General features: G+C 58.8%; 12 protein-coding genes. 1 reads left to right on the top strand and 11 read right to left on the bottom strand.

Annotation, left to right across the window (positions count from 1 at the left end):
• Positions 1 to 152 precede the first annotated feature (152 nt).
• The 3 genes from GH769_RS26140 to GH769_RS26130 are packed head-to-tail and all read right to left on the bottom strand — an operon-like array spanning position 153 to position 5,364.
• On the bottom strand, positions 153 to 3,218 hold the full coding sequence (locus GH769_RS26140; protein ID WP_019819880.1) for an efflux RND transporter permease subunit: 3,066 nt from the start codon (positions 3,216 to 3,218) through the stop codon (positions 153 to 155).
• Entirely contained in the window at positions 3,215 to 4,285 is a 1,071-nt protein-coding gene (locus tag GH769_RS26135) for an efflux RND transporter periplasmic adaptor subunit (RefSeq protein WP_032901770.1), read from the bottom strand. The genes GH769_RS26140 and GH769_RS26135 overlap by 4 nt, the downstream gene beginning before the upstream one ends.
• Positions 4,282 to 5,364: an efflux RND transporter periplasmic adaptor subunit gene (locus GH769_RS26130; protein WP_032901769.1), complete on the bottom strand. Its 1,083-nt coding sequence runs from the start codon at positions 5,362 to 5,364 to the stop codon at positions 4,282 to 4,284. The genes GH769_RS26135 and GH769_RS26130 overlap by 4 nt, the downstream gene beginning before the upstream one ends.
• 121 nt (positions 5,365 to 5,485) lie before the next feature.
• Between GH769_RS26130 and GH769_RS26125 the strand changes: the two genes are divergently transcribed.
• Positions 5,486 to 6,646 (top strand): AAA family ATPase, encoded by a 1,161-nt coding sequence (locus GH769_RS26125; protein ID WP_032901767.1) that lies wholly within the window; start codon positions 5,486 to 5,488, stop codon positions 6,644 to 6,646.
• 99 nt (positions 6,647 to 6,745) lie between these two features.
• On the opposite strand, the gene GH769_RS26120 is transcribed toward GH769_RS26125, so the two are convergent.
• From GH769_RS26120 to GH769_RS26085, 8 genes are all read right to left on the bottom strand, one after another.
• Entirely contained in the window at positions 6,746 to 7,594 is an 849-nt protein-coding gene (locus tag GH769_RS26120; protein WP_014716447.1) for a transporter substrate-binding domain-containing protein, read from the bottom strand.
• The gene (locus GH769_RS26115; protein ID WP_014716446.1) at positions 7,591 to 8,367 is read right to left on the bottom strand and encodes an amino acid ABC transporter ATP-binding protein; all 777 of its coding nucleotides are present in this window, start codon (positions 8,365 to 8,367) and stop codon (positions 7,591 to 7,593) included. The genes GH769_RS26120 and GH769_RS26115 overlap by 4 nt, the downstream gene beginning before the upstream one ends.
• Complete coding sequence (locus GH769_RS26110; protein ID WP_020302224.1) at positions 8,364 to 9,023, bottom strand: amino acid ABC transporter permease; 660 nt, start codon at positions 9,021 to 9,023, stop codon at positions 8,364 to 8,366. Before GH769_RS26110 ends, GH769_RS26115 begins: the two co-directional genes overlap by 4 nt.
• Positions 9,004 to 9,669, bottom strand: a complete 666-nt coding sequence (locus GH769_RS26105; protein WP_014716444.1) for an amino acid ABC transporter permease — start codon at positions 9,667 to 9,669, stop codon at positions 9,004 to 9,006. Before GH769_RS26105 ends, GH769_RS26110 begins: the two co-directional genes overlap by 20 nt.
• 257 nt (positions 9,670 to 9,926) lie before the next feature.
• Positions 9,927 to 10,709, bottom strand: a complete 783-nt coding sequence (locus GH769_RS26100; protein WP_003187613.1) for a MetQ/NlpA family ABC transporter substrate-binding protein — start codon at positions 10,707 to 10,709, stop codon at positions 9,927 to 9,929.
• A gap of 124 nt (positions 10,710 to 10,833) precedes the next feature.
• Positions 10,834 to 11,742: a sigma 54-interacting transcriptional regulator gene (locus GH769_RS26095; protein ID WP_000052072.1), complete on the bottom strand. Its 909-nt coding sequence runs from the start codon at positions 11,740 to 11,742 to the stop codon at positions 10,834 to 10,836.
• Positions 11,743 to 11,790: 48 nt separating this feature from the next.
• Positions 11,791 to 12,372 carry an alpha/beta hydrolase gene (locus GH769_RS26090; protein WP_014716442.1) on the bottom strand — a complete coding sequence of 194 codons (582 nt, stop codon included), beginning with the start codon at positions 12,370 to 12,372 and terminating at the stop codon, positions 11,791 to 11,793.
• A 219-nt stretch (positions 12,373 to 12,591) separates the two neighbouring features.
• Positions 12,592 to 15,489: a glycosyltransferase family 32 protein gene (locus GH769_RS26085; protein WP_116600492.1), complete on the bottom strand. Its 2,898-nt coding sequence runs from the start codon at positions 15,487 to 15,489 to the stop codon at positions 12,592 to 12,594.
• Between the last annotated feature and the right edge of the window lie 87 nt (positions 15,490 to 15,576).

The raw sequence follows: 15,576 nt of genomic DNA, 5'->3' as shown, positions 1-15,576 counted from the left end.
GTCTCAACCAGAATGAAGATCCAAATGTGGGAGCTGGCTTGCCTGCGAAAGCGACAGTTGAGTCACAGATGCAGCGACCGATACACCGCCTTCGCGGGCAAGCCCGCTCCCACAGGGGGTTTGCGCTTAACCGGCAGCCCCCTCTCTCAGTGTTAATCCTGTTGTGGCTGATGTTCGTGTTTCGGCTCGCGGATCTTGTACCAGGCCACATACAGCGCCGGCAGAAACAGCAACGTCAGCAACGTCGCAATGATGATCCCGCCAATCATCGCGTAGGCCATCGGCCCCCAGAACACTTCCCGCGCAATCGGGATCATGCCCAGGCTCGCGGCGGCGGCCGTCAGCAGAATCGGCCGACGCCGGTGTTCGGTCGCTTCCACCACCGCGTCCCACGGCGTGTAGCCGGCCTCTTCGTACTCGTGGATCTGTGTGACCAGAATCACCGAGTTGCGGATGATGATGCCGATCAGCGCCAGGATCCCCAGGATCGCCACAAAGCCCATGGGCGTGCCCGTGGGGATCAACGCCAGCACCACGCCGATCAGCCCCAGTGGCGCAACGCTGGCCACCAGGAACATCTTCTGCACGCTGTGCAACTGAATCATCAGGAACGTGGCCATCAGGAACAACATCAACGGCACCACGCTGGCAATCGGGCCCTGGGCCTTGCCACTTTCTTCCACGGTACCGCCGGTGGCGACTTTGTAGCCCACCGGCAAGCCTTCGCTGAATTTCTCGATGGTCGGCGCCAACTGCTTGACCAGGTCGGTCGGCTGCATCTCATCGCGCACCGCGGCCTTGATGGTAATCGTCGGCTTGCGGTCACGACGCCACACCAGCGGCTGCTCCAGTTCGTAACGCACCGTGGCAAAGGCCAGCAATGGAATCGAGGTGCCATTGGGCGTAACAATCTGCAGGTTCTGCAAGGTTTCCGGCGTACCGCGCTCGGCATCCTCGGCGCGGCCGACCACGTTGATCAGGTAGATATCGTCGTGCACCTGGGTCACCGCCGCGCCGCTGACCACGCTGTTCATCAACTGCGCCACGTCTTCCGACGAAAGCCCCAGTTGTCGCGCCTTGTCCTGGGCGATGTCGACGCGCAGCACTTTGCCCGGCTCGTTCCAGTCGTAGATGATCTCGCCCAGGTGGGTGTTCTGATCCAGCAAGGTCGCCAGTTCAATGGCGTGCTTGCGCACCTGGTCGGTGTCTTTACCAGAGACGCGGTACTGGATCGGCCGCCCGACCGGCGGGCCCATTTCCAGCGGCTGCACGTAGCTGCCGATACCGACAAAATCATCGCGCAAGCGTTTCTGCAATCGAGCGATCAGGGCGCCACGCTCTTCCAGGCCCTTGCTCACAATCACCAGCTGCGCGTAGTACGGGTTCTCCAGTTGCTGGTCCAGCGGCAGGTAGAAACGAATCGCGCCCTGGCCGATGTAGGTGCTCCAACGGGCGATATCCGGGTCGTCCTTGATGATCGCTTCGAGGCGGTCTACCGCCTTGCGCGTCTCGTTGATCGAGGCGTTTTGCGGCAGGTTCAGGTCGACGAGAATTTCCGGACGGTCCGACGACGGGAAGAACTGGTTCTGCACAAATTGCATGGAAAATACCGAGGCCACGAACAGCGCCACGGTGATGCCAATCGCCCACCAGCGGTTGCGCATGGCCCACAGCATGCCGCCATTGAAGGCACGGCCAATGCGCCCTGGCTCGGCGTTGTGCGGTTTCACATTGGCGCTGAGGATATGCACGCCGATCACCGGCGCAAACAGCACCGCCACCACCCACGACACCAGCATCGCCACGGCAATCACCGCGAACAGGGTAAAGGTGTACTCGCCTGCCGAACTGGCGTTGAGGCCAATCGGTACGAAACCGGCCACGGTCACCAGCGTGCCGGTGAGCATCGGGAACGCCGTGGAGGTATAGGCGTAAGTCGCCGCCTGTTCCTTGGTTTCGCCTTTTTCCAGGCGCGTGATCATCATCTCCACCGTGATCATCGCGTCATCCACCAGCAGGCCGAGGGCGATGATCAACGCGCCCAGCGACACGCGCTGCATGGTGATGCCGCTGTATTCCATGAACACGAATACCAGCGCCAGCACCAACGGAATCGAGCACGCCACCACCAACCCGGCGCGCATGCCGAGGCTGATAAAGCTCACCACCAGCACGATGATCACCGCCTCGAACAATGCGCTGGTGAAGCCGCCGACCGCCTCTTCCACCACTTCGGCCTGGTCGGACACCTTGTGCACGCCGACGCCCACCGGCAGGTCGGCGGTCAGCTCGTCCATGCGCCCGTGCAGGGCCTTACCGAACGACTGGATATTGCCGCCCTTCTGCATGGCGATGGCCAAGCCAATCGCCGGTTTGCCGTTGAAGCGAAACATCGGCCGCGCCGGGTCCACATAACCACGGCTGATGTCGGCAATATCCGCCAGCCGGTAGAAGCGGTCATTGAGGCGCAGGTTGACGTTGGCCAGGTCTTTCTCCGAGGCGAACTGCCCGGAGGTGCGCACGGAGATGCGTTCCGGCCCGGCCTCGATCACCCCGGCGGGGGTCACGGCGTTTTGCGATTGCAGGCTTTGCACGACCTGGCGCTGATCAATCCCCAGGGCCGCGAGTTTGCGCGTGGAGAAATTCAGGTAAATCACTTCGTCCTGCTGGCCGATCATCTCGACCTTGCCCAGCCCTGGCACCGAGCGGATTTCGGCGCGCACCTGTTCCACGTAGTCACGCAACTGGCGCATCGACAGGCCATCGCCGGTAAAGGCATACACCGAGCCGAACACGTCACCGAACTCATCGTTGAACGATGGCCCCTGCAAGCCCTGGGGGAAGGTCCCACGAATGTCATCGATCTTTTTGCGGACCTGGTACCAGATCTCCGGGATGGCCTTGGCACTGGTGGTGTCCTTGAGGAACACGAACACCGTGGACTCGCCGGGCCGGGTGTAGCTTTTCACATAGTCGAGAGAGTCGAGTTCCTCGAGTTTTTTCTCGATACGGTCGGTGACCTGCTTGAGGGTTTCTTCCTGGGTCGCGCCCGGCCAGCGGGTCTGGATCACCATGGTCTTGATGGTGAACGACGGGTCTTCTTCACGGCCCAGGTTCATGTACGAGAACACGCCCATCAGCAGCGCGACGAACATCAGGTACCAGACGAAGGACTGATGCTTGAGGGCCCAGTCGGATAAGTTGAAGCTCCCTTTCATCGCGGGCTGTCCTCGTCGATTTTGACTTTTTGCCCAGGTTTCAGGCTGTTCACGCCGGCGGTGACAATGCGCTCGCCGGGTTTGACGCTGCCATTGAGCAAGGCGCTGCGGGCATCACGGCTGATAACCGTGACCTCGCGGGGTTGCACGGTCTGGCTCTGGGTGTCGAGCAGCCAGATACGGGTCTTGCCGTCCACTTCCTGCAAGGCGCTCAGGGGCAGTTCGATACGCGGGGCGATGGCGGTGCTCAACGTCACGCTGATTGCCGTGCCCAGGCGGAACGCGGGCGGGGTTTCGGCCAGGCTCAGGCGTGCGCGACGGGTGCGCGTGGCGCTTTGGGCCTGAGGCTCGATCTCACGCACCACGGCGGTGGTGTGCACGCTGGGGTCCAGTTGCCCGGCGACCAGGAACACCACATCGGCAGGCAAGCGTTCAGCCAGGCCGGCGGGCAGGTCGATCACCGCTTCCTTGATGTCCGGACGGGCCAGGGTCACCACCTGCTGGCCGGCGCTGACCACTTGGCCAGCCTCAGCGTTCCAGGCAGTGACGATGCCGGCATGGTCGGTGCGCAGTTCGGCGTAGTTGAGTTGGTCCTTGGCCTGGTTGACCGAGGCACGGGCCTGGTCAAGGGTCGCCTGGGTGGTTTTCAGGTCGGTCTGGGCCACATCCAACTGAGCCTGGGCGCCGACGCCACGGTTGAACAGCTCCTGTTGCCGCCGAGCGTTGGCCTGGGCGTTGATGAACTGCGCCTGTACGCGCGCCAGGTCGCCCTGGGCAGCGCGTAATTGGTTCTGCTGGTCGGTGGGGTCAAGCACGGCGAGCAAGGCGCCCTTCTCCACCTCGGCGCCGACATCCACGGCGCGACGGGCGATGCGGCCAGGCACACGGAAACCCAGGTTGCTTTCATAGCGGGCCTGGATGGTGCCGGCGAAACGACCGAGGTTTTCCTGGTCTTCAGCCTTCACTTCCATGGACAGCACCGGGCGTATGGGTTCGGGCGGCGCCTCTTCCTTGGAGCAGGCCATCAGCAACAGGCTGGCGGCGACAATCAGCGTCAATTGCTTCATGGCTGCGCTCCGGGTTGGGCGATCTCGACGACCATGCCGGGGTGCAGCAATTGCCCACCGGCTATCACGACTTTTTCACCGCCTTTGAGGCCCTCGCCGATGATCACTTTGCCGGTGAGGTAGCGCGCCACGGTGACCTTGTGCAACTGCGCCTTGCCTTCACCGTCCACCAGCCACACGGCTGGCTCGTTGAGGTCTTTGGTCAGCGCTGACCAAGGCAGCTCGATGCTCGCCTTGGCCGGGCCATTGGCGGTGGCACTCACCACCGACCCCAGCTCCATACCCTTGGGCAGGCTTTGCAGGGCGATCTTCACTTGGACGGTGCCGGTATTGGCGGCCACGGCGGGCGTGACTTCGCGGACTTTGCCCACGGCCTTGATGCTCGGGTTGTCCAGCAGGCTCACCGTAATCGGCGCGTCGGGGGGCGGCTCCACCAGCAGGGACTCATACACGTTGAACACGGCGTCACGCTCGCCATCGCGGGCCAGGCTGAAGATCGGCACGGTGGCTTGTACCACTTGGCCGACTTCGGCCTGGCGCGCCGTGATGATCCCCGGGGCATCGGCGATCAACGCGGTGTAGCCCAACTGTTCGCGTGCATTGGCCAACTGCGCCTGGGCAGCGGCCAGGGCACTTTGACTGCTGCGCAGCGCGGCCTGGGCGGCGTCGTATTCGCTGCGGCTGGTATAGCCTTTGGGCAAGAGTTTTTCCTGGCGCACGAAGGCGGCGGAGGTCTGCTTGACCCGCGCCTGCTCGGCCACAACCTGGGCCTGGGCCGAATCGACGTTGGTTTGCAGGTCCTTGGGGTCGAGCTTGGCCAAGACTTGCCTGGCCGTGACGCGGTCGCCTACGTCGACCATGCGCTGGATGATCTTGCCACCCACGCGAAAGGACAGATCGGTTTGCACGCGCGCCTGGATATCGCCGGTCAGCGTGACCGCCGCGGCAAAATCCGCTGACTGCACGGTTTGCACGAATACCCGCGAATGCTGCTTGGGCTCGGCTTTGTCCTGGCCACAGCCGCTGAGCAGCGCCAGGAGGCCAAGGCTGAAAATAAATGTCGAGGTGCGACCGCCCATGCAGGCTCCTTTTGCGTGATGCCGACGTTCAAGTGTGTATGCGACTGTGAGCTTAGATCAGGGTTCCTTATCTGCATGGAGGATCCCATACTCCAATGGTTCCCATGCTGACTAATTACACATGCTTAAAACCCTCGCGGTGGCCAATTACCGCTCGATCAACAAATTGGTGGTGCCCCTGGACCGGCTGAACCTGGTGACCGGGCCCAATGGCAGCGGCAAATCCAACCTGTATCGCGCCCTGCGCCTATTGGCCGAAACCGCCCAGGGCGGGGTGATCAATGCGCTGGCCCGCGAAGGCGGGCTGGATTCGACCTTCTGGGCCGGGCCGGAAACCATCAGCCGGCGCATGCGCAATGGCGAAGTACCGGTCGAATCTACTGTGCGCCAGGGCGTCAAACGCCTGCGCCTGGGGTTTGCCGCAGAGGATTTCAGCTACGCGATCTCTTTGGGCTTACCCGAAAAAACCCTCTCGGCCTTCAAACTGGACCCCGAAGTAAAAAAGGAGTGCATCTGGGCCGGCCACGTCTACCGTCCGGCCAGCCTGCTGGTGCAGCGCTCAGGGCCGATGGTGCGTGCCCGCGAAGGCCGTGCGTGGGATGTGCTGGCGCATCACACACCGAACTACCACAGCCTGTTCGATCAGGTCGGCAGCCTGCGTGGCTCGCCGGAAGTGCTGCTGTTGCGTGAAAGCATTCGTGGCTGGCGCTTTTACGATCACTTTCGCAGCGACGTGGACGCGCCAGTGCGCCAGCCACAGTTGGGCACGCGCACGCCGGTGTTGCACCACGACGGCCGCGATCTGGCGGCCGCGTTGCAGACCATCCGCGAGATTGGCGATCCCGAGGCGCTACAACGCGCCGTGAGCGATGCATTTCCGGGCGCGCGTCTGCACATTGAACCGTTGCAGGGCGGACGCTTTGCCATCGAGTTCTATCAGGAAGGCTTGCTACGCCCATTGTCGGCGGCGGAGCTGTCGGACGGCACCTTGCGCTACCTGCTGCTGATCGCCGCGCTGCTGACCCCTCGGCCACCGACCATGATGGTGCTGAACGAGCCGGAGACCAGCTTGCATCCCGACCTGTTGCCGGCACTGGCCCGCTTGATTATCCAGGCGTCGAAGCAGTGCCAGGTATGGGTGGTGAGCCATGCCAGCCGCTTGATTGCGGCGTTGCAGCAGGATGAGGGGTGTAACTCGATTGTGTTGGAGAAGGTGTTGGGGGAAACGCGAATTGTGGGGCAAGGGATGCTGGATGGGCCGGCCTGGCATTGGCCGGAGTAGGCGGTGACTGCACTGGCCTCACCGGGGGCAAGCCCCCTCCCACATTTTGATGTGTGAATACATTCAAAGGTGGGAGCTGGCTTGCCTGCGATAGCTATCTCAGCCCTGCCACTTACCGCCTTCAACAATCACACTCTCAGGCTTGGTGTCATCGCTCAGCTCTTTACGCACATATTGGTCATAGAGCTTGAGCAGGAATTTCTCCTCCCCCAACTTCGCCAGCTCAGCGTTCACCCAGTCACGCAGCTCGATATTGCCCTTCTTCACCGCCGGGGCAATGGGTGCTTCATCACCGAGCTTCTCTTCCAGCACGCGGTAGCCAGGGTTCTGCTTGGCCCAACTGAACAGCACCAGGTTGTCTTGCGCATAGGCATCCCCACGGCCAGCCGACAGCGCCTGCAGCGACTCGGAGTTCTTCTCGAACTTGAGCAGCTTCCAGTCCGGATGGTTCTTGGTCAGCCAGATATCCGCCGTGGTGCCGGTGGTGACGATGGTCGTGCGGGTTGCCAGGTCATCCAGGCTTTTGACGGCGCTGTCATTCGGCACCAGAGCCTGCACCGCCACTTTCAGGTTGGGGTTGGTGAAGTCCACCGCGTCCTTGCGTTCAGGCGTCACGGTCATGTTGGCGAGAATCAGGTCGACCTTGTCGCTTTGCAGGAAGGGAATGCGGCTGGCCGGTTCCACGGCGACAAACTCCACCTTGTTTTCATCGCCCAGCAGGTCCTTGGCGAATTGCCGGCCGATGTCGGTATCGAAGCCGACATAACGACCCGCTTCGTCCACAAAGCCGAATGGCGGTTTATCGGTAAACACGCCGACAATCAGCTTGTCCCGCGCTTTGATTTTGTCGATGTAGCTCACAGCCGCAGGTTTTACCGGCTCTTCGGCCTTTTTATCGCAGCCGGCCAGCAAGGCGACGGCAAACAGTGGCAGCAGTAACTTTTTCATATCAGCTCCAGTTCCTTGATCTTTTTGGGCAGTGTTGAAACAAAGGAGAACTTCTCCAGGAACTGCTGCGCGCGTGCGGTCTGCGGGTTCGTAAAGAATGCCTCGGGGGTGTTGTGTTCGAGGATGCGACCGGCCTCCATGAACACCACGCGGTCGGCGACGGCGCGGGCGAAGGCCATTTCGTGGGTGACGATCAGCAGGGTCATGCCATCGCGGGCCAAGTCCTGGATCACTTCCAGCACTTCCTTGACCATCTCCGGGTCGAGGGCCGCGGTGACTTCGTCAAACAGCATGACCTGAGGGTTCATGCACAACGAGCGGACGATGGCGATGCGTTGTTGCTGGCCACCGGAAAGCTGGCGTGGGAAGGCGTCGCGCTTGTCGGCAAGGCCCACGCGCTCCAGCAATTTTTCCGCCTGCTCACGGGCTTCACGCGGGTCGCGCTTTTGCACTTTCAGCGGGCCGAGCAGGATGTTGTCGAGCACGCTCATGTGCGGGAACAGGTGGTAGCTCTGGAACACCATGCCAATGTCCTGGCGTACCTGGCGCCAGTCGGTGGTTTTATCCAGCAGCTCTTTGCCGGCAAAGCGCAGGCTGCCGCTGTGCGCGATTTCCAGCCCATTGAGGCAGCGCAACAAGGTGCTTTTGCCACAGCCGCTGGGGCCTAAGATCACCACCACTTCGCCGCGCTGCACGCTCAGGTCGATGCCCTTGAGCACCTGCGCCTCGCCGAAGAATTTGTTGAAACCCTGGAACTCGATCAATGCGCTCATGCTTGGGCCCAGCGCCGTTCCAGCAGCTTGGAGGCGGCCGACAACGGGTAGCAGATAAAGAAGAAAAACAGGAACAGCGCACCGTAGATCAATACCGACTCGTAGGTGCGCTCGATGATTTGCTGGCCGACCTTGATCACATCCACCACGCCGATCAGCACCGCCAGGGAGCTGGTCTTGATGATGCGCGTGTACACGTTGATGGTCGGCGGCGTCATGCGCCTGAGGGCCTGGGGCAGCAGTACGTAGCCGTACAACTGCGGGTCGGACAGGCCAATCGACAAGCCTGCTTCGCGTTGGCCACGGGGCAGCGAATGCAGCGCGCCACGCACCACTTCGCCCACCTCGCTGGCGCCCCACAACGACAGCACCAGCACCGCGCACCAGAAACTCGGGATGCTCAGGCCGAAGAAGATCGGCACGCCAAAAAACAGCAGGTACAACCACACCAGCACCGGAATGGCGCGGAACAGTTCCAGGTAGACCCGCAACACGCCGTTGATCGCCTTGTTATTCAAAGTGCGCAGCACGCCGTAGAGCACGCCGCCAACCGTGCTGAAGCCGATGCTCAAAAACGAAATTGACAGGGTTTGCGCAGCGCCCTTGCCCAGTTGCGGCAACGACACCCAGAGCAACTCAAGACCCGAACTGGCCATGCTGGAGCCTCCTTTCCAGGCGGCTGAGCAACAGCGACAACGGCAAGAACAACAGCACGCAAATCAGCGTCAGCACGGCGAGCATTTCGTAGGTTTTATAGTAGAGGGCGATATAGCTCTTGGTGGTATAGAGAATCTCCGGCACCGCCACCGCCGACACCACGGTGGTTTCCTTGAGTAGAAAAATGAAGTTGGCGAACAGCGCCGGCAGGCTGAGGATGCCGGCCTGGGGCAGGATCACATGGCGCAACAGTTGCCAGTCGGACAGGCCAATGGACTTGCCCGACTCGATTTGCGCTTGCGGCACCGCTTCCACGCCGGCGCGCAGCACCTCGGTGAGGTAGGCGCCGCCCAGAAAGGTCATGGTGATGATCGCCGCCCAGAACCCGGAAATATTGAAACCCAGGGCCGGCAGCGCGAAGTAGACGAAGAACAGTTGGATCAACAGCGGCGTGTTACGCGCCAGCTCCACATAGAGCGCCACCAGGCGCGACAGGTAAGGCGTACGAAACACCAGCAGCGCAGCGTTGATCAGCGCCACCAGCAAGGACGTGGCAATGGCGATCAGGCCGACTTGCAGCGTCACACCCACGGCCTTGAGAAACGCCGGCAGGGTGCTGAGGATAAAAGCGAAATCGAAGGTCATGTGCAGTCCATATCGCCGCATGGGTAATGCCGCGAGCGCAGTCCGTGCCGACGTGGATAACGTCAGCTAGCGCGAACTTTAAAGGTATAAAAATCAAAGTTTAAATACCGAAATAGCATATTGATATCACCCAAAAACCTAACCTCTGTGGGAACGAGCAAGCCAGCTCCCACAGTTTTGACTGTATTTCAGATAAAAAAACGCCGACGCTGTAGGAGCCGTCGCCGTTGAAACCTTGAAGGGGGTTTTGGCTTACATCAGAACGCTGGCACCACCGCGCCGTTGTACTTCTTCTCGATGAAAGCTTTGACTTCCGGGCTGGTCAGGGCCTTGGCCAACTTCTGGATAGCATCGCTGTCCTTGTTGTCCGGGCGCGCCACCAGGAAGTTCACGTACGGCGACTTGGCGTCTTCGATGATCAGCGCGTCTTTGGCCGGGTTCAGGCCAGCTTCCAGGGCGTAGTTGGTGTTGATCAGGTCGAGGTCAACCTGGTCCAGCACCCGTGGCAGCAGGGCCGATTCCAGCTCTTTGAACTTCAGGTTCTTCGGGTTGCTGGCGATGTCTTTCGGCGTGGCCAGGGCGTTTGTCGGGTCTTTGAGGGTGATCACACCAGCCTTTTGCAGCAACAACAAAGCGCGGCCGCTGTTGGAGCCTTCGTTCGGGATAGCCACGGTGGCGCCGTCTTTCAGATCTTCGATTTTCTTGATCTTTTTCGAATAGCCGCCGAAGGGTTCAACGTGCACGCCCACCACGGTAATCAGGTTGGTGCCCTTGCCCTTGTTGAAGTTTTCCAGGTACGGCAGGGTCTGGAAATAGTTGGCGTCCAAGCGTTTCTCAGCGACCTGCACGTTCGGCTGTACGTAGTCGGTAAAGACTTTGATCTGCAGGTCCACACCTTCCTTGGCCAGGGTCGGCTTGATCAGCTCGAGGATTTCGGCGTGCGGGATCGGCGTAGCGGCCACCACCAGTTTCTCGTTGGCCTGGGCAAAGCCAGCAGTCAGGGCAGCCGCCAGAGCGGTAAACAACAGAACCTTTTTCATGCAATGTCCTTCTAACGACCGTTTTTATGTGAGGTGCCAGCGAAGTGCTATCGCGGCGTGGAAGGGACAATACCTAGATTTTTTATTCCCGAACAATATCTTTTATTCACGTTGATATTCCATTTTATTCATACAGGAATTTACGCACCGATTCCGCCTCGGCCGGGCTGGCGCTGGCCAAAATTCGTCGTACTTGCTCCAGCGGTGAGCCTGCCGTCGGTAGGTTCAAATGTTCGGGCAAGATTTCATCGCCGCTGCTCACCAGCAAGGCAAAGTGAATAACGTTTTCCAATTCTCGCGTATTGCCCGGCCACGTGTGGTGTTCCAGCACCTGCTGGGCGGCGTCGCTGATCAGTGGCACCGGAAGGTCCAGGCGCTGGCTGTAGATGCCGAGGAAATATTCGGCCAGAGACAAGATATCCCCCACCCGCTCGCGCAACGCCGGCAGGTCCAACCGGCCCTCACTCAAATAATGGAACAGACGCTCATGAAACTTGCCCACGGCCACGGCCTGGGCCAGGTCGATGCTGGTCGCGGCCACTAGGCGCACATCCACCGGGCTGGGCTGGTGGGCACCGACGCGGGTGACTTCGTGGTTTTCCAGGGCCGCGAGCAATTTCACCTGGATCGGCAGCGGCAAGTCACCAATTTCATCCAGGTACAAGGTGCCGCCATTGGCCGAGCCAAACCAGCCCGCGCGGCTGCTCGCCGCGCCACTGTGACTGCCGGCGGCATAGCCAAACAACTCGGCATCCGCATAGGTGGGGCTGATGGCGCCACAGTTGACCGAGACAAACAGGCCTGTACGGTCACTGCCACGGTGGATGTGCCGCGCCAGCAACTCTTTACCGCTGCCGGTTTCTCCTCGAATCAATACGGGTAAGGCGCGCGGCGCAAGGCTTTCCAACTCTTCACGCAGTTGGCGTGAGCGTGGGTCGACGAACACCAGCGCCTTGGCGCGGATGCTCAACGGGCTTTTTTCAGCATCTGGAAAGGTCAGCAGCGGCTGGCCGAAGGTTTCATGCAGACTCATGGCAGGCTCCCGCCCCAATCCACACAGGGACGGGGCGTTGAAAAAATATTAGGCGCTGCGCCGAGCATGGTGCTCGAGGCGATGTTGCAGGCGATAGAGGTAAGCAAACCCTTGCTCCCAGCGGCGGTGGCCGGACTTCACATTGATATGCCCGGCGCCCGCCAATATGCCGGCTTCGGCGCCCCACTGACGCGCCAGTTCCAGAGCCCTGGGGGCGCTCACGGCGCTGTCGTTGTCGGAGCTGACCACCTGACTGGGAAATGGCAGCAGGTCAGTTGGAATAGGTGCGAAATTGCGCAGTGCAGGGGCACACGCAGGGCGCTCGACATCCGCCGGTGCCACCAGCAACGCGCCGCGTACCTGCCGCAAGAAGTGCACGGGGGCAGTGGCGGCCCAGTGGGCCACGGTGATGCAACCCAAGCTATGAGCGATCAGGATGACCGGCGTGCTGTCGGCAGCGATGGCCTCGGCCAGTGCGGCGACCCAATCCTCGCGACGCGGTGTCAGCCAATCGGCCTGTTCCACGCGGGCGCTGTTGGGCAGGCTGTTCTGCCAATGGGTTTGCCAATGATCTTCTGGCGATCCTTGCCAGCCCGGCACGATCAGATAACGAATCGACTCGCTGTGCATGGGTGTGCCCTCCTGCAGCGTTTAACGTTGCTGACCAGTATAGGGGCGACCCAACAATCAAATAAGGAATAAAAAGGAATTTATTAATAACCAAATTGCATTTTCGACATCAGGTCACGTTATCCTCATCCGAGGCGATCGCCGTCACTGAAGCCAGTCGCTGAGGCGGATAAACCCGCTCCTCAGCGACTGCAATCGACACCAGGTTTGTTTTACCAATCAGCGGGAATGATGCATAGACTGCTCTGAGCCAATGGAGACCCCGAACTTATGATTCATCGGCATGTAATAATCTCGCGCGCTCATATAGTTGGCGCCATAGTCCTTGGGAAGTAAAAGACAAGCGTTCAACAGTTCTGTCACCTCTTCAACTACCGCGAAAAACCCATACTCCTTTTTTGCCAATACATCCCCAAACATTTTCGGCCCGGTGATTTCAAAAATTTTCTTCTCGTATTCTTTATAAGCGTGCTGTTCGGCGGCTGTCGAACTGTCACTCAGGAAAGCACGATTACTTTTCAACCACTCCTCATTGGCCTTATAGCGCTCATAGGCCTCTTCCAGGATCTCATCCAGCAAAGGATTATCGGCATGACTGGCGAAATTACTGGTATTGAAACCACTGAAGTCTGCTGGTTCATAAGTCACTGGCGAATTCATCAGGATATCGTTCGGTGTGGCTTTCAACGTGACGTTTCCCACATTGAAAGTAAGTGTATCGTCCGCATCCAGATATATTCCACCGTACTTCTTAAGCAATGCAACGCGCATCACATCCGATGAGGCCGCTAGATTTTGCCCTTGGCCGGCACGAAAGTACTGATACATTTCCCCATACTTGCCAGCCTTCAGCTCCCTGAAAGCCTCATCTGCCTGCAAATCATGCACTTCCAGACCGCCTACTTTGTGATCCAATGCAGACTTTATCTTTTGAAAAACACTCGCATTATTGGCATCTACATGAACGATCGACTTATAGCCCGGACTTTTCCTGGAGTTCTCAACAATATTGTTGAGCAAGTTCTCTGGCATCTCATTGCCAGCCCAAAAATAGTGGATAACCTTGGGCACCTCAGTGGCGCCGGAGGGTAACGATGGCAGTCTCGGTAACTTCAATGTCTTATTTATCATTGAAGCCGGTGCATTTTTATTCCCTTCGATCGCTTCAGCTTTTGTACCACTCATCCAGTTTTCTTGGCCTTTACGCCAATAAAACACGTCATTCACTCGACCGTTTTCGCTGACCCCACGCCATAGGCGGGCCTCTACGTCATACGTCACTTTAGTGCCGTATCGATCGACGAAAATCATGTAGTCTTTCGAGACCATTTGATGGACATCGTCCATGGGGACTGTGAACGCCTCATGGAGTTTCGGGGGCGAAACAGGGCTCATCGGATAACCAATCTGCCCATTGATTCGCCGTGGCGGATTGAAGAATGGGCGCCCTTGTTCAGTCACTTGAGTAGAGGCCTGGGCTGCAGCATCCGCTCCGGCTGCGACGCCCCCGCTGGCAAACCTTTCTGTTATCACTTTCGCCAGCGGCGCCCCCGCATGAGTGGCTAACGGCGGAGCAGCGTTCAATACCCCAAAAACAATTCGGTCCGCACCGGTCGATTTTCCTTTGATGGCATCATCAATACCAATACCGGCCTCGGCGCCCCCGGCTGCCAGGAAGAAAACATCCAGGCCTATTGCGACTTCCGGCATGACCAGGGCCAGGGGCGTCATGAACATGGCGACTTTGGTGGCCTCTTCCACCCCTTCCAGCACTTTGTTCTTGGTGTAGTCCCCATCACTGACGATCGCATTATCCGCGTCCGAATAAGATCGGGCCTTTTGTCGAACCTTGACTGCTTCGAAAGGGTCGCCCTGCAGCTGATCCACTGTGATAAACCGATCCGGCACCCAGCCGTTGAGCCCTTTAAGGAAAGCATTACCCGACGCCTGCGCGTCCGACCAATTTCCCATCCCTTCCAGAGACTGACGTACACCGTCTGAAAACGACTTGTCAGCTTGATCCTTGAGAGAAAAGTGCGTCAGCAGCGATTCGCGCTTAACGGGGTCTGACGCCTGCCCCGCCAGCCACGTTTTCATTTGCTGCGGATTATCGAACCGATGAATGGGTGAGGAATTGCCAGGGATGTATAGCAACGTCAGCTGGGTTTTCCGATCGGTCACACACATCAAGTCGGTCGACTGCAAGCCGTTGATGCTCAGCAAGCCGATCTCCAGATTCGGATCCTTGACGGCAGGCTTGGTAAAATCCTGAACCGTCAGCTCGGACCAATCCTTTTGCGCAACCGCCCCCAACGCACGCTGAGCGAGTGCCGCCTCAACCGGTCCAAGTGTTCCTTCCAGACGCTGTAGATTGATCGCTTTAACAAAGGATATTTTACTCAACGATGCATACGAGGCGCTGTGTTTGTCCCAGAATCCATCAAGCGTATTCTTGTAAAGTTGGGTGCGGTCTGTATCCCAGACCAAGGCTTTGAAATCTTCAACCGGAATGGGCACCTCAGTGGCCGCACTGTAGAGCGCAGAGCCCGGAGAACTCGGTTCCCGGTAAATAGCTTGGCGACTGCCTGCTTCCTGCACCCAGCCGTCAATTTTGTTGTAAACATACACTGCCGGCGAAAAATACTTGGCGATTTTTCGAAACCAGCCCTCATTATCTTCAATCGTAACATCTTGCCTGTTTTTCAAAGCCGCCTGGGTCAGCGTTATTTTTTCCACAACATCCTTTTCGTCATCGCCATTATCCTTGAACGTCACCAGATACGTTTTATCAGGATCAACTTCAATGCCCCACTGTTGTTTTATCTTCGCGGACAAAATAGTGGCAATCTCTTTTTCAGGAGACATAAAATCAGACGCATGCGTACTGATATAAGCATCTATTACAGGATTTGGCTTCAATACCTTGGGCCCGGCATTGGGTGCGTTAATGTGCTGATAACCGGCGCGATTCAAAGATAAACTTTGCCCTAACGGATGCCGTGGGCCAGGCCTATCGGACGGCCCAGAAAAAGCGACAGGTTTTTTTTCATCGGGCTGAGAAACCGGTTGTTGCGGGCTGACGAATGTATCTACCAAACGAATCGGAAAACGTACCATTCTATAAATTCTCCATTTATCGAAACTTTCCATGCGCCAGCCAGAATAATCATACGGTCATGAATTGCACGCTCAGAAACATTTAAA

The sequence above is a fragment of the Pseudomonas sp. CFSAN084952 genome (genome assembly GCF_009648855.1).
GTDB lineage: Bacteria > Pseudomonadota > Gammaproteobacteria > Pseudomonadales > Pseudomonadaceae > Aquipseudomonas > Aquipseudomonas paracarnis.
The sequence above is the reverse complement of the archived record's forward strand: the minus strand, read 5'-3'. Positions and strand labels throughout refer to the sequence as shown.

Coding starts and splice junctions, on each gene's coding strand:
- GH769_RS26100 (WP_003187613.1), bottom strand. CDS start 10,709: ATGAAAAAGGTTCTGTTGTTTACCGCTCTGGCGGCTGCCCTGACTGCT.
- GH769_RS26105 (WP_014716444.1), bottom strand. CDS start 9,669: ATGACCTTCGATTTCGCTTTTATCCTCAGCACCCTGCCGGCGTTTCTC.
- GH769_RS26115 (WP_014716446.1), bottom strand. CDS start 8,367: ATGAGCGCATTGATCGAGTTCCAGGGTTTCAACAAATTCTTCGGCGAG.
- GH769_RS26125 (WP_032901767.1), top strand. CDS start 5,486: ATGCTTAAAACCCTCGCGGTGGCCAATTACCGCTCGATCAACAAATTG.
- GH769_RS26085 (WP_116600492.1), bottom strand. CDS start 15,489: ATGGTACGTTTTCCGATTCGTTTGGTAGATACATTCGTCAGCCCGCAA.
- GH769_RS26130 (WP_032901769.1), bottom strand. CDS start 5,364: ATGGGCGGTCGCACCTCGACATTTATTTTCAGCCTTGGCCTCCTGGCG.
- GH769_RS26120 (WP_014716447.1), bottom strand. CDS start 7,594: ATGAAAAAGTTACTGCTGCCACTGTTTGCCGTCGCCTTGCTGGCCGGC.
- GH769_RS26095 (WP_000052072.1), bottom strand. CDS start 11,742: ATGAGTCTGCATGAAACCTTCGGCCAGCCGCTGCTGACCTTTCCAGAT.
- GH769_RS26090 (WP_014716442.1), bottom strand. CDS start 12,372: ATGCACAGCGAGTCGATTCGTTATCTGATCGTGCCGGGCTGGCAAGGA.
- GH769_RS26140 (WP_019819880.1), bottom strand. CDS start 3,218: ATGAAAGGGAGCTTCAACTTATCCGACTGGGCCCTCAAGCATCAGTCC.
- GH769_RS26135 (WP_032901770.1), bottom strand. CDS start 4,285: ATGAAGCAATTGACGCTGATTGTCGCCGCCAGCCTGTTGCTGATGGCC.
- GH769_RS26110 (WP_020302224.1), bottom strand. CDS start 9,023: ATGGCCAGTTCGGGTCTTGAGTTGCTCTGGGTGTCGTTGCCGCAACTG.